The sequence below is a fragment of the Acidaminococcus sp. genome (assembly GCA_022482815.1).
GTDB lineage: Bacteria > Bacillota > Negativicutes > Acidaminococcales > Acidaminococcaceae > Acidaminococcus.
On sequence record JAKVOM010000001.1, the window covers coordinates 599,154 to 619,594 of the forward strand.

Annotated in this window: 18 protein-coding genes; 3 read left to right on the plus strand and 15 right to left on the minus strand. The window is 50.2% G+C overall.

Annotation, left to right across the window (positions count from 1 at the left end; genetic code table 11):
- Positions 1 to 47: 47 nt before the first annotated feature.
- The 10 genes from LKE33_02605 to rpsF all read right to left on the minus strand — a co-directional run bounded on the left by LKE33_02605 (position 48) and on the right by rpsF (position 11,295).
- Positions 48 to 1,271 carry a Zn-dependent hydrolase gene (locus LKE33_02605; GenBank protein MCH3949818.1) on the minus strand — a complete coding sequence of 408 codons (1,224 nt, stop codon included), beginning with the start codon at positions 1,269 to 1,271 and terminating at the stop codon, positions 48 to 50.
- Between the two features lie 169 nt (positions 1,272 to 1,440).
- Positions 1,441 to 2,733, minus strand: a complete 1,293-nt coding sequence (locus tag LKE33_02610; protein MCH3949819.1) for an adenylosuccinate synthase — start codon at positions 2,731 to 2,733, stop codon at positions 1,441 to 1,443.
- A gap of 24 nt (positions 2,734 to 2,757) precedes the next feature.
- Positions 2,758 to 4,050 carry an adenylosuccinate lyase gene (gene purB, locus LKE33_02615; protein MCH3949820.1) on the minus strand — a complete coding sequence of 431 codons (1,293 nt, stop codon included), beginning with the start codon at positions 4,048 to 4,050 and terminating at the stop codon, positions 2,758 to 2,760.
- A 727-nt stretch (positions 4,051 to 4,777) separates the two neighbouring features.
- Complete coding sequence (gene dnaB, locus LKE33_02620; protein MCH3949821.1) at positions 4,778 to 6,127, minus strand: replicative DNA helicase; 1,350 nt, start codon at positions 6,125 to 6,127, stop codon at positions 4,778 to 4,780.
- Positions 6,128 to 6,133: 6 nt separating this feature from the next.
- The gene (gene rplI, locus LKE33_02625; protein MCH3949822.1) at positions 6,134 to 6,586 is read right to left on the minus strand and encodes a 50S ribosomal protein L9; all 453 of its coding nucleotides are present in this window, start codon (positions 6,584 to 6,586) and stop codon (positions 6,134 to 6,136) included.
- Positions 6,546 to 8,603: a DHH family phosphoesterase gene (locus LKE33_02630; protein MCH3949823.1), complete on the minus strand. Its 2,058-nt coding sequence runs from the start codon at positions 8,601 to 8,603 to the stop codon at positions 6,546 to 6,548. Before LKE33_02630 ends, rplI begins: the two co-directional genes overlap by 41 nt.
- 144 nt (positions 8,604 to 8,747) lie before the next feature.
- A complete protein-coding gene (locus LKE33_02635; protein MCH3949824.1) occupies positions 8,748 to 9,707 on the minus strand; it encodes a YybS family protein in 960 nt (319 codons plus the stop codon).
- Positions 9,708 to 10,282: 575 nt separating this feature from the next.
- Positions 10,283 to 10,522, minus strand: coding sequence for a 30S ribosomal protein S18 (rpsR, locus tag LKE33_02640; protein ID MCH3949825.1), 240 nt, complete (start codon positions 10,520 to 10,522; stop codon positions 10,283 to 10,285).
- A gap of 15 nt (positions 10,523 to 10,537) precedes the next feature.
- A complete protein-coding gene (locus tag LKE33_02645) occupies positions 10,538 to 10,987 on the minus strand; it encodes a single-stranded DNA-binding protein (GenBank protein MCH3949826.1) in 450 nt (149 codons plus the stop codon).
- A 23-nt stretch (positions 10,988 to 11,010) separates the two neighbouring features.
- Complete coding sequence (gene rpsF, locus LKE33_02650) at positions 11,011 to 11,295, minus strand: 30S ribosomal protein S6 (protein MCH3949827.1); 285 nt, start codon at positions 11,293 to 11,295, stop codon at positions 11,011 to 11,013.
- A 306-nt stretch (positions 11,296 to 11,601) separates the two neighbouring features.
- Here rpsF and LKE33_02655 point away from each other — a divergent pair, with 306 nt between their 5' ends.
- The 3 genes from LKE33_02655 to dinB all read left to right on the plus strand — a co-directional run bounded on the left by LKE33_02655 (position 11,602) and on the right by dinB (position 15,105).
- Entirely contained in the window at positions 11,602 to 12,741 is a 1,140-nt protein-coding gene (locus LKE33_02655) for a cysteine desulfurase (protein MCH3949828.1), read from the plus strand.
- A 106-nt stretch (positions 12,742 to 12,847) separates the two neighbouring features.
- Positions 12,848 to 13,942 carry a tRNA 2-thiouridine(34) synthase MnmA gene (mnmA, locus tag LKE33_02660; protein ID MCH3949829.1) on the plus strand — a complete coding sequence of 365 codons (1,095 nt, stop codon included), beginning with the start codon at positions 12,848 to 12,850 and terminating at the stop codon, positions 13,940 to 13,942.
- Between the two features lie 14 nt (positions 13,943 to 13,956).
- Positions 13,957 to 15,105, plus strand: a complete 1,149-nt coding sequence (gene dinB / locus LKE33_02665; GenBank protein MCH3949830.1) for a DNA polymerase IV — start codon at positions 13,957 to 13,959, stop codon at positions 15,103 to 15,105.
- Between the two features lie 247 nt (positions 15,106 to 15,352).
- Here the strand turns inward: dinB and LKE33_02670 are convergent, their stop codons facing one another.
- From LKE33_02670 to bioA, 5 genes are all read right to left on the minus strand, one after another.
- The gene (locus tag LKE33_02670; protein ID MCH3949831.1) at positions 15,353 to 16,312 is read right to left on the minus strand and encodes a threonine/serine dehydratase; all 960 of its coding nucleotides are present in this window, start codon (positions 16,310 to 16,312) and stop codon (positions 15,353 to 15,355) included.
- A 237-nt stretch (positions 16,313 to 16,549) separates the two neighbouring features.
- Positions 16,550 to 17,110 carry a manganese efflux pump MntP family protein gene (locus LKE33_02675; GenBank protein ID MCH3949832.1) on the minus strand — a complete coding sequence of 187 codons (561 nt, stop codon included), beginning with the start codon at positions 17,108 to 17,110 and terminating at the stop codon, positions 16,550 to 16,552.
- The gene (locus LKE33_02680) at positions 17,110 to 17,421 is read right to left on the minus strand and encodes a hypothetical protein (protein ID MCH3949833.1); all 312 of its coding nucleotides are present in this window, start codon (positions 17,419 to 17,421) and stop codon (positions 17,110 to 17,112) included. The genes LKE33_02675 and LKE33_02680 overlap by 1 nt, the downstream gene beginning before the upstream one ends.
- Before the next feature lie 101 nt (positions 17,422 to 17,522).
- Positions 17,523 to 18,770, minus strand: coding sequence for a Xaa-Pro peptidase family protein (locus LKE33_02685; GenBank protein ID MCH3949834.1), 1,248 nt, complete (start codon positions 18,768 to 18,770; stop codon positions 17,523 to 17,525).
- Between the two features lie 315 nt (positions 18,771 to 19,085).
- The gene (bioA, locus tag LKE33_02690) at positions 19,086 to 20,426 is read right to left on the minus strand and encodes an adenosylmethionine--8-amino-7-oxononanoate transaminase (protein MCH3949835.1); all 1,341 of its coding nucleotides are present in this window, start codon (positions 20,424 to 20,426) and stop codon (positions 19,086 to 19,088) included.
- Positions 20,427 to 20,441 lie beyond the last annotated feature (15 nt).

Consider the following 20,441-nt stretch of genomic DNA (forward strand, 5'->3'; position numbering starts at 1 on the left):
AAAAATAAAACATCTCGTGACGATTCAAAGGCCCTCGCCCTGCTTTATTATTTTGCGCCGGACAATTCAGTCAGTACATCAAGCAGTACATTAGCGCCGTTTTGCACATCTTCATCGCGGCTGAATTCCTTCGGATTATGACTGATACCATTCACGCTCGGTACGAAAATCATGGCGGTCGGGCAGATACGCGCCAGCATCTGGGCATCCTGACCGGCGCCGCTGACCATCCGTCTTACCGACAGACCGCGGGCCCTGGCGGATTTTTCAATCAGTCTGCAGATGCCGTCATCAAACGGTACCGGATCAAAACAGGTCATATGCTCGGAAGTAATCTTGACGCCATCCGTTTTTTCAAGTGTTTTCAAATATTCACCTACATCTGCATCATCACCGTCGAGTTTAACTTTATCCGGATTCCGCAAATCAAGAGTAAAGACAGCCTTAGAAGGAATAACGTTGACAGCATTCGGTTCAAAAACAATGGTTCCGACCGTAGCAACCCCACCGGATTTTTCAACGAGCTGACGAGCAAATACGTTCACTTTAGCGGCCGCAAGGCCCGCATCTCTGCGCATCCGGGTCGGCGTCGTCCCGGCGTGGTTGGCAGCACCTTCAATGGTAATCCGCTGCCAATGGATGCCCTGCAAATTTTCTACGGCACCGATGCTGATACCTTCGGCATCCATAATCGGTCCCTGTTCAATGTGCAGTTCCACAAACGCTTTTGGCGTCACAAAGCCCGGTTCCACCGTACCGGCATAACCGATGCGCTTTAATTCGTCGCCGAGAATCGTACCGTCCGTACCGATACTGACCAGTGCCTGCTTCAGATCAAGACCGCCGGCGTAGACGAGGGAGCCCATCATATCGGGAGAATACCGTACGCCTTCTTCATTGGTAAAGACACCGACAATGAGCGGCCGTTTCGGCGTAAGACCGGCATCCTTCAGCGTTTTGACAACTTCAATTCCGGAAATGACGCCGAGGCAGCCGTCATACTGACCGGCATTGATGACTGTATCTATATGAGAACCTGTCATAATCGGAGCTTCATTCTTATTGGCTTCCGTTTCCCAGATGCCAAAGATGTTGCCGATGTAATCGACGACCACTCGCAGCCCGGCATCTTTCATCCAGCTGACCACGAGGTCACGGCCTTCCTTATTAGTGTCCGAAGCAGCCAGTCTTGTCCGGCGGCCATCAGCGCCGATGCCTACGCTGCCCAGTTTATGAATCCGGTCCAGAATATGCTTTCCATTGATATCCATGTGAAAACTCCTTTCCATTTGCCATAGCCGAACTGTGAATCAAATCTGTTTTTTATAGCTGCCTGCTATTTTTCTTTATAACTTTATTATACGCTGGAAAGCGGCTTGTGAAAAAAAAGACTGCGAAACAACGAGCATTCGCTGTTTCACAGTCCCTTTTCAATACTACTTAATCAAAGAATTTCTTCAGTGCAAAGGTCTGGTCACGGTTCGGGCCTACGGACACGATGCCGATTTCAACGCCGACTACTTCGCTCAGACGGTTCAGATAAACCTGAGCTTCCTTTGGCAGAGCGTCAAAGGAACGGATGCCGGAAATATCGCATTTCCAGCCCTTGAAGGTTTCATAAACCGGTTTTGCCTTAGCCAGGATAGTCAGATCGGCCGGAATATAATCGATAGGTTTGCCATCAATTTCCCAGCCCGTGCACATCTTGATTTCATCAAGGCCATCCAGGATATCCAGACGGGTAATGGCAAGAGAATCCATGCTGTTGATACGAGCTGCATACTTTACCATGAAAGCATCCAGCCAGCCGCAGCGGCGGGGTCTGCCTGTAACCGTACCATATTCATGACCGGTTTCACGCAGGTACGTGCCGGGGCCGTCCGTATCAAAGAGTTCGCAGACGAAGGGGCCTTCGCCGACACGGGTCGTATAAGCCTTGACGACACCGACAACATGATCGATGAAGCGAGGGCCAACGCCGCTGCCCGTAGCCGCGTTGCCGGCCGTCGGGTTGGAGCTCGTTACGTACGGGAAGGTACCATAGTCAATATCAAGGAATGTAGCCTGGGCGCCTTCAAAGAGCACGTTCTTGCCGGCGTCAAAGGCCTTGCCGAGAGCCACACTCGTATCGGTCACATACGGACGAAGTTCTTCAGCATATTCCAGATACTGTTTCAGCATCGGTTCATATTCCAGTGGCTCAGCACCGTAATACTTGGTAAAGAGTTTATTTTTGGCATCAAGATTGTGCTTCAGCTTATCGGCCAGTACATCTTTATTCATCAGGTCGCAGACGCGGATACCCGTGCGTGCGTATTTATCCATGTAGCAGGGACCGATACCACCCTTGGTCGTCCCGATCTTCTTGTCACCCAGAGCCCGTTCCTGCAGTTCATCCTGCAGTTCATGATACGGGAATACCACATGGGCACGGTCACTGATGAGCAGATGGTTAGTGTCTACGCCCTTTGCCTTCATACCGGCAATTTCTTCCAGCACGACGCGGGGATTAATGACGACACCATTGCCCAGGATACAAAGTTTATCTTTATAGAGAATACCGCTCGGCAGCAGTCTCAGCTTGTAGGTTACATCGTTTACTACAACGGTATGGCCTGCATTGGAGCCACCGGAATAACGGGCGACTACATCTGCTTTTTGAGCCAGATAATCTACAATCTTGCCCTTGCCTTCGTCCCCCCATTGGGAACCGATTACAACGATAGATGACATAGCAATCTCCTTCCAGCGTATAAATTACATTCCAAAGCGTGCATAAATTTCGTCTACATGTTTCAGCATATGTTTCGGTTCGAAGCAGGCTTCGATTTCTTCCTTGGTCAGATGCTTATCAATATCCGGATCGGCTTCTACGTTCGTCTTGAAGTCGGCACCCTTCATCCAGCGGGCCATAGCATTGCGCTGTACCCACTTGTAGGCATCTTCACGCAGCACTCCCTTGCTGACGAGAGCAATCAGGAGGTTCTGGCTGTAAATCAGGCCGCCCGTGAGATTCAGGTCTCTCATCATTGCATCTGGATAAACAAGGAGCTTACCCAGGATATCCTTCATCTTGCGCAGCATATGATCAAGCAGGATAGTGGAATCCGGCAGAATGATACGTTCTACGGAAGAATGGGAAATATCACGTTCATGCCACAGAGCAACGTTTTCGATGGCAGCTTCGGCATTGCCGCGGAGTACGCGGGCCAGTCCGCAGATCTTTTCGCAGGTAATCGGGTTACGCTTATGCGGCATTGCGGAAGAGCCTTTCTGGCCGGGAGCAAAGTATTCTTCGGCTTCGCGGACTTCGGTACGCTGCAGATGACGGATTTCCATAGCCATCTTTTCCAAAGAAGCACCGCACACGGCAATGGTAGCCAGATAGAAAGCATGGCGGTCTCTCTGGACAACCTGGTTAGCAATGCGCACAGGCTCCAGACCCAGTTTCTTGCAGACATATTGTTCCACGAACGGGTCGACGTTGGAATACGTGCCGATGGCACCGCTCAATTTACCAACAGAAACATACTTCTTGGCCAGTTCCAGACGTTCAATGTTGCGTTCGGTTTCAGACATCCACAGCAGGAACTTCAGGCCGAAGGTCATCGGTTCAGCATGAATACCGTGAGTACGGCCGACGCACAGCGTATGGCGGTACTTTTGAGCCTGGGTTTTCAGGATTTCATGCAATTCCTTTTCTTCACGAATCAGGATTTCTGCAGAATGTTTCATCATGAGACCCATGGCCGTATCCTTGACGTCGTTGGAAGTCAGGCCTTTATGGATATACTTGGAAGCATCGCCGACATGTTCAGCCACAGCGGTAAGCAGAGAAATGATATCATGGTTGGTTGTTTTTTCGATTTCATGGACACGATCAAGATCAAAATCGGCCTTGGTTTGGATGTCATGCAGAGCATCATCCGGAACAATACCCAGTTTGTTCATGGCTTCGCAGGCCGTAATTTCAACTTTGACAATATTGCGGTCTTCGTTTTCTTCCGTCCAGATAGAACCCATTTCTTTACTTGTATAACGTGGAATCACAATACTTCCTCCTTACAATGACTCGAAAAACTTAAAAAATGGCATGACACGAGAACGCGCCGTTCCCGCCGCATTGTCATTGTACCATTTTTCCGAACGAGTATCAATCGAATATAGATTTTGTTCCATAAATTTCTTAAAAATATGGTTTCATTAAATTTTTCTAACGAAAAATAAAAAATAAAGGGAATAAAAAGTGAACAATCACATGGTGAAAAGGTCGTATTCTTCGTGATTAGAAATGACAAACCGAGATTAGTGAGAGTAATGCAACAGGGGCAGCATAGCCGGCAGAAATAAAATCGCTCAAAATTTTGTTTTGAAATTACAAAAGTATATTCTTAAATTCGGTCCAAAAATATTTTTTATTTTGCCTCATTCTCCAGTCAAAGGACTTACCAAAATTCAGAAGGTGAGGCTAAATACCAATGCTAAAAACGGCCTTCATTACACTTCACCCCATTATAGACCTGTTTTTATTTTCTTTTTATGAGCGGCACAGAAGATGGGCGCAGATACAAGGAAGGCTGACTTAGGAACCCGAGATAATACAAAAATAGTATATCGAGTGGTTCCTAAGTCAGCCTGACACAGTAGATGCGCCCATATTTCTGCGCCGAGCAGAAAAAGTTTCCCTGAAAAGAGCTCTGCCTCGAAATGCGTGCGAGGCCAGCCGAGCACCAGGGAGAGGCAGGTGCATTTTTTTCACGTCTCCTCTTTAAAGCTCTCATCCTTCTCCTACGCCGACCATGTGGTCCGGCGTAAGATCGTAGAACCGCGTAATGTCCTTCTGGAAGAACAACTGAACCGTGCCGACCGGTCCGTTACGGTGCTTGGCAATAATTAATTCGGCAATATTCTTGTTTTCCGTATCCGGATTGTAGTAATCCTCGCGATAAATAAAGGCAACGATATCGGCATCCTGCTCGAGGGCCCCGGATTCACGCAGGTCACTCAGCATCGGCCGCTTGCTCGTACGGGATTCGACGCTGCGGCTCAGCTGGGACAGTGCAATCACCGGAACATTTAATTCACGGGCAAGTCCCTTGAGGGAACGGGAAATTTCACTCATTTCCTGCTGCCGGTTATCACTGGGCCGGCGGGAGGATCCCTGCATCAGCTGCAGATAGTCGACAATGATCAAGTCGAGACCGTTTTCATTTTTCCAGCGGCGGGCCCGGGAGCGCATTTCAAGGGCCGTCATGCCGGGTGTATCATCCAGCATGATTTTGGCATCACTCAGCCGGTCGGCAGCCTCTACCAGTTTCGGCCACTCTTCGTCCTTGAGCTGACCGATACGCAGCCGGGAGGCGTCAATCCCTGCCTGACTGCACAAAAGGCGCTGTACGAGCTGCTCCTTACTCATTTCCAGTGAGAAGAACGCCACTGATTTATGTCCTTTCAGTGCCACGTGCTCGGCGATGTTCAGCACCAGGGAAGATTTACCCATACTCGGACGAGCCGCCACGATGATAAGGTCCGACGGCTGCAGACCGCTCGTCATTTTATCAAAATCGGCAAAGCCCGTGGGCAGGCCCGTAAACGCATCCTTGGAATCATACAGCTCCTCGATGCGGTTCATGGCCTCTTTGACGATGTCTTTGATTTTCGTCGCATTGCCGGTATGTTTTTTATTGGCTACAGAAAGGATTTTCTGTTCGGCCAGGTCAATGGTCTGGCCTATATCCTCTTCCTCTTCATAGCCGCTGGCGACGACCTCTGTACCGGCCTTGATGAGCTGCCGGCGCAAAGATTTTTCCTCGACAATCTTGGCATGATAAACCACATTGGCCGCGGTCGGGACAGCATTGCTGAGCGCAGTAATGGTACTTGTGCCACCTACCTCGTCAAGCTTTCCCTGCTGCCGCAGAGCCTCTGTGACCGTAATGATATCGACAGCCTTATTATGCTCATGCAAATCCATGATCACCGAAAAAAGAATGCGGTCATCATTCCGGTAAAAATCATCTGCCGTCAGAATTTCACTGACTTTATCGATGGCATCACGGCTGATGAGCATGGCGCCCAGTACGCTCTGTTCTGCCTCTATATTTTGAGGAGGAATTCTGTCTTCCATTTTCTTTTACTCTTTTGCTTCGACTACAACCTTAAACTTAGCCGTCACTTCCGGCAGCAGTTTGGCCGTAGCGGTATATTCACCCGGGCTCTTGATAACGGCCGGGATTTCGATTTTGCGGCGGTCTACGCCTTCCATTCCCGTCTGGGCAACAAGCGCATCGGCAACGTCTTTGGAAGCAATGGAACCAAAGAGTTTGCCGTTACTGCCGACTTTAACTTCCATGTGCAGCACAACTTTTTCCAATTGGGAAGCCAGGACCACGGCCTCATCATGAGCGCGGGCCTTTCTGTGCGCAGCCACCTTCTGGTCTGCCTTGGCCTGGTTCAGATTGCGGAGCGTAGCTTCTTCCGCCATTCCCCGCGGAATCAGGTAATTGCGGCCATACCCTTCAGCCGTCTCAATAATATCACCTTTCTTACCCAACTTCTTCACGTCCTGCAGCAGAATTACTTTCATCTTTATTATCCTCCTTCTCCATTTGGTCTTTAGCCATTTCTATAATTTTAGGAACCAGATCCTGCGCGTGGGCGCCTTTGATCTGGACCCCGGCGACAGTCTGATGGCCTCCGCCGCCCAGTTCTTCCATCATTACCTGTACGTTGACAGTGCCATCGGAACGGGCAGAAATACTGACGCCCTCTTCATTTTCGCTGATGACGGCACTCACATGGACATCATTCATAGTGAGGAGCTCATCAGCGGCCTGCGCCACAATAACCGATTCATCACGATCTTTGACAGAGCAATGATGGATGGACAGGGCAAGTCCGGGCAGCGGTTTCTGCATTTCTGTAATAATCTTCGCTCTCCGTACGACAGAGACTTCATCTTCTTTGAAGAGCTGGGAGACCACATGCGGATCAGCCCCGTTTCTTCTCAGGAAAGCAGCCGCCTCAAAGGTTCTTTCGCCTGTCTGCACGGCAAAGTTCTTGGTATCAACCAGAATTCCCGCATACAGCACAGAGGCTTCAAAAGAAGTAACTTCCATACGGTTCTGAAAATACTGCAGAATTTCGGTCACCATTTCACTCGTAGAAGAAGTGGAAGGCTCCATGTACTGCAGCATGACATCCTCAATGGCGTCCTCGGCACGGCGGTGATGGTCGATAATGATGCGCCGTTTGATGGCATGCAGCACCTTGGGAGCAGCCGTCAGCATAGGACGGTGATGATCGACCAGAACGAGCAGACTGCCCGGTGTCTTTTGTTCGAGCGCTGTATCTTCATCGACCACCATATTGAGGTATTCACTGCCGTCATCTTCCCCTTTGGACATAGCCTTAAGGTTAGCCATTGCCGTACCCTGCCCGCTTGAAATGATGTAGCATTCCTTGCCGAGCGTACGGGCCATTTTAGCTACCCCGATGGCAGCGCCGATGGCGTCGTAGTCTTCGTTGACATGGCCCATGATAAAGACCTTGTCCGCGTTAGTCATCAGCTCATGGATAGCCTGAGCCACAATGCGGGCACGCACGCGTGTATTCTTTGCCTGGACACTGCCGCGGGCTCCATAGAAGCTCACTTCTTCGCCCATGGCAACAACCGCCTGGTCACCGCCGCGGCCGAGAGCCAGGTCCAGACAGGACTGTGCCTTCTGACTCATCTGTGCCAGCGTCTTGCCGCCGCAGGAAATCCCGATACTGATGGTCGGCGTTGTCCGGGAATTGATCTTGATTTTACGAACTTCATCAAGCACAGGGAATTTGCGGTTAATGGTATCCATCAGTCCCTTTTTATTGATTCCGACAAGATAAAGATCTTCGGAATATTTAATGGAATAACCGTGAATTTCTTCTGCCCAGGCGCTGATTGCTTTGGTAACCGCTACGACCATATTGGCACGTTCACTCTCGTTCAGGCCTTTCTGAGCATCGGAATAGTTATCGAACTGAACAAAGGCGACCACCGGGCGTTCATCTTCATAGCGGCGCTGCTGCCGTTCCTTATCCGTAATATCATAAAGATAAATAACGACACCCGTATCTTCCTGCTGTTCTTCCAGTGTCTTGACGCGGCGCACCAGCATCGTGTAAATCCGGTCGCCTACCTTGAGCTGTTTATCCGCGTCACGAACACCCAGCGCGGCAAAATTGTTTTCCGGAGCCGGCATGATTTTCTCAAAGGAGGCCCCCAGCGGTGCATCCACGCTCAGGATTTCATTAAACAGCCGGTTCCGCCACTGCAGATGTCCGTCACGGTCAAACACCCCGATCCCGATAGGCAGGCGCTGTACCGCGTAGTTATTAGCTCTCTCGATATTGCGTACCACCGTTGTCATGGCATGGTTGAACCAGGCTTCCCGCAGCTGGCTGCTGCGCGAGCTGAAATAGTACACCAAAAGCACAATGACAAAACCGGCCGCTGTGCAGAGAGCAAGATTGGCGTAAAGGCCATAGACAGCAGAAATACTGCCCAATACAGCCATTACGACACGAAAGGTGCCCCACAAGTGAGATCGATCTTTTTCTTTCATTTCAAGAATCGCTGCAGCGGAAACTTCCGATTTCCGGCTGGAACCGGACTGCAGCTCCCTCCTTTACTTCAGCCGTTTCTTCAGACTGCCCTGAAACAATCTGCCGGACACTCCGAAGTCCGGACGAAACGGCATTCCAAGCTTTTATGGCTTGTCCGCCTTCCGGAGATGGCGCAGTTTGCGCGTATCTCCCACCATATCAAACGCGCCGAGCACGACAATAAACTGTGCTGCAATCGGAACGAAGAAACTCAAGAGTACGGCCGCCATCAGCCAGAAACGCGGTTTATGCCGGTAAATCACATACCATTTCACGACGGACAAGCCCTGCACCAGCAGCATCATATTGCCGACCATGAAAAAGGTATACCCGGCCCTGAACCAGACACTGGCATCATTGCCGCGGAAATAGACGACCATGACCATACCGATGCCGTAGATGGCAAGCACCCAGCGCGGCAAAACCCAGAGCGAGAACTCCGGGAACCAGGGATAATAGTCCCCCAGCCGTGATAAAATGCGGCGCGCTGCCCAGTAGTTGACAAAAGCTGTAATCGGAGCACTCAGCAAAATCCCGGCCGGCAGGATCAGCCCAATCATTTTCTGGAACTGTTCTATCTGTTCCTGTGCGGCCCCGCCTTTGATGCCCAGCATCTCATACACCTGCTGGGAAATAGCAGCGGATTCGTTCATCGTTTCATAGAACGTATCGATGACGTTGATATCCATGATAAAATAGGCCGCCAGGCAGCTGAGCACAAAGGAAACGAACGCACCGACGCTGCCCCACCAGAGAATGCTGACGGGCGACATCTGCCGCCGCATGCAGTACCCCATGACCAGACCAATGATGCCAAGAATGACACACTGAGTCAGCGCCTGAAGAGGGCTGATAAGGACAGCGACTACGCAGCCGGTCACAAAAAGGCACAGGATACTCCACATGAGTCCATTTCTGCGCCCGCATAAAATGATGGGCAGGGGCCATAAGACGCTGACAATCACGTCAAGCACCGGCACATAGTTGCCCACGAACGTAAAGATCACCGCAATGGCAGCCAGGATTCCTGACTCAACGAGTGCGGAAGTTCTGCGTCTGTACAATCCTTTGTTCCTCCTTCAGTCGATATAGATACTGATACATCTTTATATTTTACACTATTTGGATACAAGTAGCCAGTAAAATTGTTCGGGCCGGTTGCCAGGCCTGCCGCAGCCCGGCATATGCCAACACGGTGAGAAGTCAAATTATCCCTTTTTTAGGCAAAAATGGAGGCTGTGAAAAAAAGAAATCATTTTTTCACAGCCTCTTTTCGTTGTTTTTAAAGGAACATTATTTCACAGCCCCCATTCCTTTGGACCTCCTTCCACGCAGTCGGAAGGAGGAGGCCACGAAGTAGCGGAAGATAGTACCAATCCAATGCTAAATGCCATAAGCAAAAGACTAAAAGCGCCTTTTTAAAATAAAACCTGAAATTTAGATTCACTGCTAAATTTCAGGTTTTATTTTATATTTCACTTGAATCAAAAGCTTTAACACACTGTCGCAGACGAGGTTATTTGCCATAGGGCAAAAGCTAAAAGTGCTTTTTATTATTTCACAGCCCAACATTTATTATGGAACCTTTATCTATACAAAAAAGGCTGCCGCAAAAATGCGGCAGCCTCCTTGAGCTGTCTTATTCAGCCGTAAACGGCAGCAGAGCTACGTTTCTGGCACGTTTAATAGCAATGGTCAGCTGACGCTGATGCTTTGCACAGGTACCGGAAATACGACGCGGTAAAATCTTGCCGCGTTCGGTAATGAACTTGCGAAGCTTAGCTACATCCTTATAGTCGATTTCATCGACTTTATCCACACAGAAAGAGCAGACCTTTCTTCTCGGTCTTCTGTTTCCTCTCTCACGCTTGTTGATCATCGATATCCCTCCTTGTTAAAATGGGATTTCCTCGTCAAAACCTACGGGAGAGCCAAAGCTTTCCATGCCGCCCTGATTGGAGTCGGCAGGAGTGCCTTGAGAAGGAGTGCGCGTCGGTGCAGGAGTTCCGGAAGCGGCAGAACTGCCTTTCCGTTCAATAAATTCCATCCGATCGGCAATGACTTCCGTCACATAATGGCGCTTGCCATCCTTGCCGTCGTAATTACGAATCTGCAGACGACCTTCTACTAATGCTCTTTGTCCCTTGGTCAGGCTGTTCCCACATAATTCAGCGGTTTTACCCCATGTAACGATGTTGATAAAATCCGCTTCACGCTGACCCGTCGTCTTCGAAACGAAGGGACGGTCAACAGCCAGAGTAAAGGTGCAGACAGTACGTTCCGTTGGGGTGACCCGCACTTCAGGATCCCGCACGAGGCGGCCTAACAAAAATATCCTATTCATACACCAAAACCTCCTTAATCTCCTTATTCGCCTTTGCGAATGATCATATGACGCAGAATTTCATCAGTAATTCTCATCACACGGTCAAGTTCCTTAACGGCGGCAGGAGCAGCAGAGAACGTGGTCAACACATACAGGCCATCATTGATGTCCTGGATGGGATATGCCAGATGTTTTTTGCCCCACTTATCAGTCTTTTCGATAGTAGCGCCGTTAGCAGCCAGCAGGTCATCGAACTTCTTTACGACAGCGTCGTAAGCGTCCTCCTCTACCGGTTTAACGATGTACATGACTTCGTAGTTATTCACGAAATCACCTCCTCCTTTGGATTTGTCTCTCTACGATGAGAGCAGAAGAAGTATATATCTTCATATATACAGCCTTAAGATTGTACCATGACAGGAAAAGGAATGCAAGAGGAGAATTAAGACAGTGAAATCAGCTGCTCTGATAGTTCTTCATATAACACTTCGCAGAAACATTTTACTTTGCCTGTTCCAGCCTGGTGAGCCGCAGCCAATAATGAACATCCATCCGGGACAGAGCACTGTAGTTTTATTTCCTACTATTTTAATGTATAATGAGGTGATATTTTGTTCAAAGGAGTCTTATCCATGTTGATTTATGCCGATAATGCAGCAACGACAAAATTAAGTGCCAGGGCACTGGATGCCATGCTGCCTTATTTAACGGAACAATACGGCAATCCTTCCAGCATACACCCTCTGGGCCAGAAAGCCTCCCGGGCGCTTGTACTGGCACGGGAAACAGCGGCTCGGGCATTAGGCGCCCAGCCCTCTGAAATCACTTTTACAAGCGGAGGCAGCGAAAGCGACAATCAGGCTCTTTTGACAGCAGCCTCTGTCGGAAAAAAGAAAGGAAAAAAGCATTTCATTGCTTCTGCCATAGAGCACCCTGCTATACTGCGGACTCTGGAAGCCCTTCAGGAAAATGGCTTTGAAATTACACTGCTGCCCGTCACAAAGGAGGGATTTGTCCTTCCCGAAACGGTTGCTGACGCCATTCGTGATGATACAATCTGTGTCAGTGTCATGATGGCTAATAACGAAACCGGAACCATTCAGGGCATAACCTCAATCGGACGCATCTGTCATGAAAAAGGAGTTTTATTTCACACAGATGCCGTCCAGGCTGTCGGCCATATCCCGGTGAACTTAAAAGAATTACCGGTCGATATGCTTTCGCTGTCAGGCCACAAATTCCACGGTCCTAAAGGCAGCGGTATCCTCTTTGCCCGCCGCGGGCTGGAACTTGCAAATCTCATTCACGGCGGCGAGCAGGAACGGGGAAAACGCGCCGGTACAGAAAATTTACCCGCCATTGTCGGACTTGCGGCTGCTCTGGAAGAGGCATGCGCCACGATGTCACAGAAGGCAGACCACGTCCGTCCTCTTCGCAATGCACTGCGCGATGCCCTGCTCAAGCTGCCGGACACGCACCTGAACGGTGACCCGGACCGCTGCCTGCCGGGACATCTCAATATCACTTTTGAAGGAATCCCTTCAGAGGTTCTGCTGCCGATTCTCGGTGCAAACGGAATCTGTGCCTCTGCCGGCTCGGCCTGCGCTGCCGGGGCAGCCACCCCGAGCCACGTTCTGCTGGCCCTGGGTCTTTCTCCCAAAGACGCCCGTTCTTCCATTCGTTTCAGTCTGGGTGACGATATTACGGAAGAAGAAGTACAATGCATGATAGAAACGATTACAAAGCATGTCACACGCCTGCGGAAAGGGTAACTTTTCTCTGTTCTGTATCCCGAAGGTACAATTTGCCAAATCCCGTTTCAAATCTCTGCACCTCACGGTATAATAGTGAAACCAAGGAAATTTCAGGAGGATATGAATGATGAAAGCTCTCATAGCCATGAGCGGCGGCGTGGATTCCTCCGTAGCCGCTAAATTGATGCTCGATGCCGGGTACGAATGCATCGGCTGCACCATGAAACTCTACCAAAACTCCGATACTGCCTGTGACAGCCGTACCTGCTGCTCCGTAAGAGATGTGGAAGATGCTCGTTCCGTAGCCGCACGGCTGGATATTCCCTATTATGTATTTAATTATACGGACGAATTTCGCTCCCATGTGATGGAAAAATTTGCCCGTTCCTACACGCAGGGCCTTACGCCAAATCCCTGCATTGACTGCAATAAATTCTTAAAATTCGGGGCTCTCTATGAACGGGCCCGGGAGCTTGGCTGCGACTGCATCGTAACGGGGCATTATGCCCGGATCCGCAAACGACGCGGAAAATACGAACTGCTGCGCGCCACTGATCCCAAAAAAGACCAGAGCTACGTACTCTACAACCTGACCCAGGAGCAGCTGGCCCACACCCGTTTTCCGCTGGGCGAGTACGAAAAAACCCACACCCGGGAAATCGCGCAGGAAAGCGGCTTTTTGAATTCCCACAAGCCGGACAGCCAGGACATCTGTTTCGTACCGACCGGAAGCTATACGGAAGCGGTCGAACGGATTCTCCACTATACGCCAAAACCGGGTCCTTTTCTGGATCTTCAGGGAAATAAACTGGGACAGCACAAGGGGATTATTTTTTATACCATCGGGCAGCATAAACATCTGGGGCTCAATCAGCCGGATTTCCCGCTCTATGTTGTCGCTATCGACCCTGGCCGCAATGCGGTCATCGTAGGTCCCAGCGAAGCCCTTTTCAGCCGTAAAGCCGAAGTCACCGATGCCAACTGGATCAGTGGTACGGTTCCCGAGGAGCCTGTGCGCTGCCTGGTCAAAGTAAGATATCGTCAGGAAGCGCAGCCCGCCGTGGTGACCCCCACGGGCGACACGACTTTTTCCATTCTTTTTGACGAGCCGCAGCGGGCAATCACGGGCGGTCAATCCGCCGTTTTGTACGGCATCGGTGAGGACGCGGACGTCGTCCTGGGCGGAGGGATACTCCTGCCGCCTCATCCGGCAAAATAAACAGGAGGTCCGTCATGAAACGCTGGATTATGCATGTGGACATGGATGCCTTTTTTGCTTCCGTGGAGCAGCATGACCATCCTGAATATCGGGGGAAACCCGTCATTGTAGGCGGTCTCTCCGGCCGCGGCGTCGTTGCTACAGCTTCCTACGAAGCGCGGCGTTTCGGCGTTCATTCGGCCATGTCCATGGCACGTGCCCATCAGCTTTGTCCGGACGCTGTCTATCTGCCGACTCGCTTTGAACGGTACCGCGCCGTATCGGAAGAAATCCGGGCGATTTTCCGGCAATTTTCTCCCTGTGTGGAACCTATTTCCATCGATGAGGCTTTTCTCGACGTATCCGGTATGGAAAAACTGATGGGACGCATCACTGACCTTGGTCCCAAAATCAAAAAAGCAATCTTGGAAAAAACCGGACTCACGGCTTCTGTTGGCCTCGCCCCCAATAAGTTTCTGGCAAAACTTGCCAGCGACATGGAAAAGCCTGACGGCTATACGATTATTTACCCGGAAACAGCGGCAGCACAGATTGCCCCGCTTCCCATCGGCCGGATTTTTGGGGTCGGTGCCAAAACAGCATCTGCCCTGCACCGCCTGGGGATTGATACGATAGGACAGCTGGCTGCCTGCCCACCGGCCTATATACGGCCCATCGCCGGGAAAAATACAGATACCCTGCTCCGTTTTGCCCGCGGTCTGGATGACCGGCCTGTCGTCCCGGATGAAAAAAGACAATCCCTCGGAAGAGAAGAAACTTTTGAAGAAGATCTGCTCACCAAAAAAGATTGCCTGGAAGCTCTTTGGGAGCTGACCCAGGAAGTAGGCTGGCGCCTCCGCAGCAGCAAGCTCAGCGGCACAACGGTGACGCTCAAAATCAAGACAGCCGACTTTAAACTGCATACAAGGAGCCAGACCAGCGAGTTTCCGGTCAGTCTCGACGAAGAAATCATGAACATTATTGTCAAGCTGGCAGACGGGTACACCTGGAAAGATCCGGTACGCCTCCTGGGAGTGACAGTAAGCCATTTGACCCTGGCAGAAGATACAGGATTTGATTTTTCAGGTGAAACTGCAAAAGCCCGCAAACGAAGCACCGTACTGGATGCACTGAAACAGCGGTTCGGAGAAGACATCATTCATAAGGGAAGCAGGAAACAGTAGATGAAGTGGTTAGTGGCGTAGTGATTAGTACAATCGTGCGAGCAGGTGCCTTAGCAGATTTTGAGGAAGACTTTGGCTGGCAATAAGCTTTTTAACAGAATCGACGCGCACCCGCATAGCGGGTGGTTCTTTGTCTCGCTCGCGCCTTATTCAGTCGCGGAGCTCGACCGGCTAAAGCCAATAATGTAAAAAGAGGCTGTGAAACGATGGGCGCCCATCGTTTCACAGCCTCTTCTTTATATCACTGTTAGATTTCAACGTCTTCAAGTTTCTGAAGCGTCGAAAAATCAAGATTACCGCCCGAAATAAGGATACAAACCTTCTCTTTCGGGCTGACCTTTACCTGCCCGGAGAGCAGCGCACCGATTCCGATGCAGCCGCCGGGCTCTGCCAGCAGCTTACCCTCCATCAACAGCAATTTCATGCCTCTTAAAATATCCGTTTCAGAGACAGGATATACTGCTTCCACGTTCTTTGGGATCAGGGGGAAGTTCTTTTCCCCAGGAGTCTGGGTCAGCAGCGCGTCGGCAATACTGGGATGGAACGGGACGACAACGCGTTTTCCCGCTTTCAAGCTTTCGGAATACCGCGGCATCACGGCCGGTTCTGCACCATAGACTCTGACATTAGGACAAAACCCCTTGAGGGCCGTTGACGCACCCCCAAGCAGGCCTCCGCCGCTGATACCCGTAATAAAAACATCTACATCAGGCAAGTCTTCGGCAATTTCCATTCCGGCCGTTCCCTGGCCGGCAATGACCATCTCATCATCATAGGGATGCGCCATGACAGCACCCGTTTCGGCGGCAATCCTGCGTGCCACGTCAAAACGTTCTGTTGCCTCGGCCCGCACGACCTTTGCCCCGAGCGACTTGATAGCTTCGACTTTTACCTGCGGAGCCCCATTAGGAATAACAATTGTAGCCGGAACACCCAGGCGGGCGGCCGCGTAAGCAAGCCCTCTTCCATGGTTCCCGGAAGAAGCTCCGACGACACCTCTTTTTCGGGTTTCTTCATCCAGCGACAGCAGTTTATTTGCAGCACCGCGCAATTTGAACGAATGCGTAATCTGCATGCATTCCGGTTTGATGTAGACCTCACAGCCCAAGTAAGGATCAAGGCCGGGCATACGCAGCAGCGGCGTATGCAGCACATAGCATGCAATTCGTTTCTGTGCTTCACAGATAGCAGCAACGTCGACGGACATAATAAGCCCTCCTATTAATTTTCTGACATATACAAAATCAGTATAACATGCTTTGCTAAAAATGTGCAGGGGAGAACTTTCAATGGTTTACGTTTATTATCGGCGGACAGCAAATAGTCTGGCCTTCGGCAGAACGGAGTACTCTGCCGTTTAAAATAAAAAGGCAATTTTATTTCCATGGGCGGCGAAAAAGGGACTGTGAAATAATGCACTCGCATTTTTCACAGCCCCTTCTTACTATATTGTTAAAAAATGAGAAATGACACCCTTCAGTCCGATCCCGATAAGGACAAGTCCGCCGGCAATTTCCGCCTTGGTCTTTCCTACCATGCCGATATAGGTACCGAATACACAGCCCAGAAACGAGATGCAGAACGTCACAACGCCGATTTCCAGCACTGCAGATCCGATGACAATCGTTTCGTCAAAAGCAAAGCTGACACCGACACCTAACGCATCAATACTGGTCGCTACGGCGAGTCCCAGCATAGTTTTCCAGCCTGTATCCGCCTTTTCTTCCGGACTCTCCGAAGCCTCCCGGATCATGCCGATTCCAATCCAGCTTAAAATTGCAAGGATAATCCAGTGACTGTAAGCATCGGCCCACGAAGCAAAATAGGTTCCCAAATGGTACCCGATAAAGGGCATCAGGGCCTGAAATACACCGAACCAGGTCCCATACCGGACTCCGCCGCGGAACTTACGCTCCTCCGGCAGACGAATCCCGCCGCAGACGGAAACCGCGAAAGCATCCATCGCCAGAGATACGGACAATAAGAATAATGTCAGAGCTCCCATCAGCGCTTATGTAATCCTTCATATACAAGCATCGTCAGTACATGCAGCACTTTCAGTTCCTTCTCATTGTGCCGCTTATCTTCCCCCATCTTGCCAAAAACCGGCAGAGCCGTCTTCAGCATCTGTTTGGTAATGCCATGCTGCCGCACGCCGCCTGCTTTCACCGAATTGGCAAAGGCATCCAGCACGGTCAGCGTCATCCGCTTCTGGGGCCCCGTCAGTTTGCTGTTATCTAAGATTTGCTTTTTGATGATATCTCTCTGTGCGAAAAAGTCTTCCGCATCCAGGACATATTCTTCTTCAGCTCCCATAAGGCTCTCTCCTTTGAAATAGTTTTATCCGCTTATTCTACCATACAGGCCGTACTTCAGCAAGCACTGCTCACAGCCCAGGCTGAATCTGCAGCAGCAGATCATTTATCACCGCAGGGAACCACTTTGAGAGGCTGAGGTTCTCCCGTCAGTGAAACGGCGCCGGTTGAAGTAATGCGGTACGTATTTTCCGTTCCCACTGTACCGATTCCGGGAAGCGCGATTTTAGGTTCCACAGCTATCGTCATATTTTCTTTCACTGTATCCCGGACTCCGTGGGCAATAACCGGCGTTTCATCCATGACAAGACCGATACTGTGCCCCAGGAACTGCTCTCCGTTCATGAAAGCGCCGTCATAAGTATGGTCAAAATTCTCCATAATGGTGTCGTATACATCACCGAAAACAGCGCCCGGCTTTGAGAGTGCCACGGTTTTCTTTTCCAGTTCAAGACAGTAATGATAAGCTCTTACAATTTCTTCTTTGTCGGGATCAGCGTCAAGATTGCCAAAATAATAGACAATGGTCTTATCCGTATTGTAGCCCTCGGCGCCGCCAGGAATATCCAGATAAACCAGCTGTCCCTCCCGCAGTTTGCGGAAAGCCGAGCCGATACTTTGTACAGCCACGCAGGTCCCCGCAGTGCCGCCGGGACCGTCAAAGGCGGTCTGAACCAGAGCACTCTTACCGAAAGAAGCAAGTCCGACAGCATCTTCCCCTGTCTGGCGGTTCGTCCTAGCTACGCCCTGCCCGCCGGCGAGGACTATTTTTAAATAAAGCTTTACGGCAAGTTCTGCTTCACTGATACCGGGTTTCAGAAGAGGAGCCACTTCCTCGGTCATGACTTTCCCGTGGATACGGCCGGCACGGATCATCAGATTCATTTCATATTCGCTTTTGATGCTCCGCAGCCGGGCAATGATGGGCTCCAGATTTCTTCTTTCTTTCAGGGGAAAATACTTGGTAAAAAATCCCAGCCATTCCAATGTCGTATGTTTGTTGTCAAGATAAACAACGTCCGGGCGCTGCGTTCCATAATACTCGGCCGGCTGCCGGTAACTTTTCATACGGCGGATCCATTCCCGCGGCAGCAGCGACTCATTGAGAGCCCGCGAATAGCTGCGGCGCACCCATAAAATCATGTCCTGCGGACGAATCATCAAGGCTCCGTCCTGCATTGTTCCCGTAAAATAATACATATCCAGTTTATCAGAAATGACTGCCATCTGCCATTCCGGGTCGGCTGCATCCATGGCTGCGCGAAACCGCTGCAGCCGCCCTGCCAGTTCTTCATAAGGCACACGGCGCAGCTCGTCAGCCTGAAGATTTGCTTGTTCAAGTTCTGCCATCCAGAATCCCCCCTCATGATTGATTTTCTGGTCTTTTCATTCACACCTATAACTTGTTTATTATAGCAAATAAGAAAAGGGGCTGTGAAATAAAATGCGTGTACACTATTCCACAGCCCTTTTTCCGCTTTCCGCCGTCCGCATAAGGTTGCAGCCGACCAAGGCTTTTCTATTATTTCATTCCGGCCAATTAGCAATGCCGCTCTGCCGAAGGCAAAGCCAAAGGCCATACGCCAAATGCCAAAAGCGCCTTTCAATCCTATCGCTATTGGCAGTTATCTGCCGTCTGTCTAAATGATAAAAGAGTTACCATTCTTAAAGCACCTCTTCCATAGCCTCTTCAGTAATCCGAATCGCCGTATCCAGCTCCTCTTTTGTAATATTGAGCGGTGGGTTAAAATACAGGACATCTCCCAGCGGGCGAAGCACCAATCCTTTTTCCAATGCCTTTTTATAAATGGCATAACCAATACGCAGTTTTTCATCAAAAGGCGTTTTTGTCTTTTTATCCGCTACAAGTTCCATGGCATGGATCAGGCCGATATGCCGGATTTCCCCGACATGCGGATGGCTGCCAAAAGTTTCTTTCATACGGCCCGTCAGCCACTGTGCGGTCTGAGCAGCCTTTTCAAGGATGTGTTCGTGTTCCATGACATCAAGGACACCGTGCGCCGCCGCACAGCCAAGAGGATTTCCGGCATAGGTATGACTATGAACAAAGGCTTTATGTTCCCCGTAATCAGCATAAAAAGCATCATAAATTTCCTGCGTCGTAATCGTAATGGACATAGGCATATATCCGCCCGTCAGGCCCTTGGAAACGCACATGACGTCAGGCGTGATACCGGCATGATGGCAGGCAAAGAATTTACCCGTGCGTCCGAATCCTGTCGCAATCTCATCACAAATCAGTTTTACATCATAGGCATCACACAGGGCTCGGAGCTTCTTCAGATACAAAGCCGGATAAATCCGCATACCGGCACTGCCCTGGAGCAGCGGTTCAACGATAATGGCACAGGTTTCTCCGGCGTGTTTGGAAAAAGCTTCTTCCGCATAACAGAAGCATTCACAGCTGCATGTCTCCCGCGTCTTGCGGAAAGGACAGCGATAGCAATCCGGTGCCTGCACATGGATATTGTCCATCATCATCGGTTGATAAAGTTTGGCAAAAAGATCCATGCTCCCTACGGACAACGCGCCGATTGTTTCCCCGTGGTAGCCTTCCGATAAACACATGAAACGCTTCTTTTCCGGGTGTCCTGTCTGCAGTGCGTACTGGAATACCATCTTAAGCGCAGCTTCAACCGAAGAGGAACCATTATCGTTAAAATGAAATTTGCACAAACCCTTGGGAACAATTTTCAGCAGCCGTTCTGCCAGCGTAATCGCCGGTTTATGGGAAAAATTGGCAAAAATGACATGCTCCAGCGTGTCAAGCTGCTTTTTGATATGTTCTGAAACGACCGGATTCCGATGCCCCAGCAAATTGGCCCACCAGGAACTGATGATGTCCAGATATGCTTTCCCATCTTCATCGTAGAGCCAGGCCCCTTGTGCGTGATCGACCACAATAGGCGGCAGTGTTTCATAATCCTTCATCTGGGAGCAGGGATGCCAGATGAGTTTTAAATCCCGTTCTTGCCAAGTGTTCATCTTTTTCTCCTTTTG

Coding starts and splice junctions, on each gene's coding strand:
- LKE33_02685 (MCH3949834.1), bottom strand. CDS start 18,770: ATGGCAGAACTTGAACAAGCAAATCTTCAGGCTGACGAGCTGCGCCGT.
- dnaB (MCH3949821.1), bottom strand. CDS start 6,127: ATGGAAGACAGAATTCCTCCTCAAAATATAGAGGCAGAACAGAGCGTA.
- LKE33_02675 (MCH3949832.1), bottom strand. CDS start 17,110: ATGGGAGCTCTGACATTATTCTTATTGTCCGTATCTCTGGCGATGGAT.
- LKE33_02680 (MCH3949833.1), bottom strand. CDS start 17,421: ATGGGAGCTGAAGAAGAATATGTCCTGGATGCGGAAGACTTTTTCGCA.
- dinB (MCH3949830.1), top strand. CDS start 13,957: ATGAAACGCTGGATTATGCATGTGGACATGGATGCCTTTTTTGCTTCC.
- LKE33_02610 (MCH3949819.1), bottom strand. CDS start 2,733: ATGTCATCTATCGTTGTAATCGGTTCCCAATGGGGGGACGAAGGCAAG.
- LKE33_02670 (MCH3949831.1), bottom strand. CDS start 16,312: ATGTCCGTCGACGTTGCTGCTATCTGTGAAGCACAGAAACGAATTGCA.
- rplI (MCH3949822.1), bottom strand. CDS start 6,586: ATGAAAGTAATTCTGCTGCAGGACGTGAAGAAGTTGGGTAAGAAAGGT.
- mnmA (MCH3949829.1), top strand. CDS start 12,848: ATGATGAAAGCTCTCATAGCCATGAGCGGCGGCGTGGATTCCTCCGTA.
- rpsR (MCH3949825.1), bottom strand. CDS start 10,522: ATGATCAACAAGCGTGAGAGAGGAAACAGAAGACCGAGAAGAAAGGTC.
- LKE33_02645 (MCH3949826.1), bottom strand. CDS start 10,987: ATGAATAGGATATTTTTGTTAGGCCGCCTCGTGCGGGATCCTGAAGTG.
- bioA (MCH3949835.1), bottom strand. CDS start 20,426: ATGAACACTTGGCAAGAACGGGATTTAAAACTCATCTGGCATCCCTGC.
- LKE33_02655 (MCH3949828.1), top strand. CDS start 11,602: ATGTTGATTTATGCCGATAATGCAGCAACGACAAAATTAAGTGCCAGG.
- LKE33_02605 (MCH3949818.1), bottom strand. CDS start 1,271: ATGGATATCAATGGAAAGCATATTCTGGACCGGATTCATAAACTGGGC.
- LKE33_02630 (MCH3949823.1), bottom strand. CDS start 8,603: ATGAAAGAAAAAGATCGATCTCACTTGTGGGGCACCTTTCGTGTCGTA.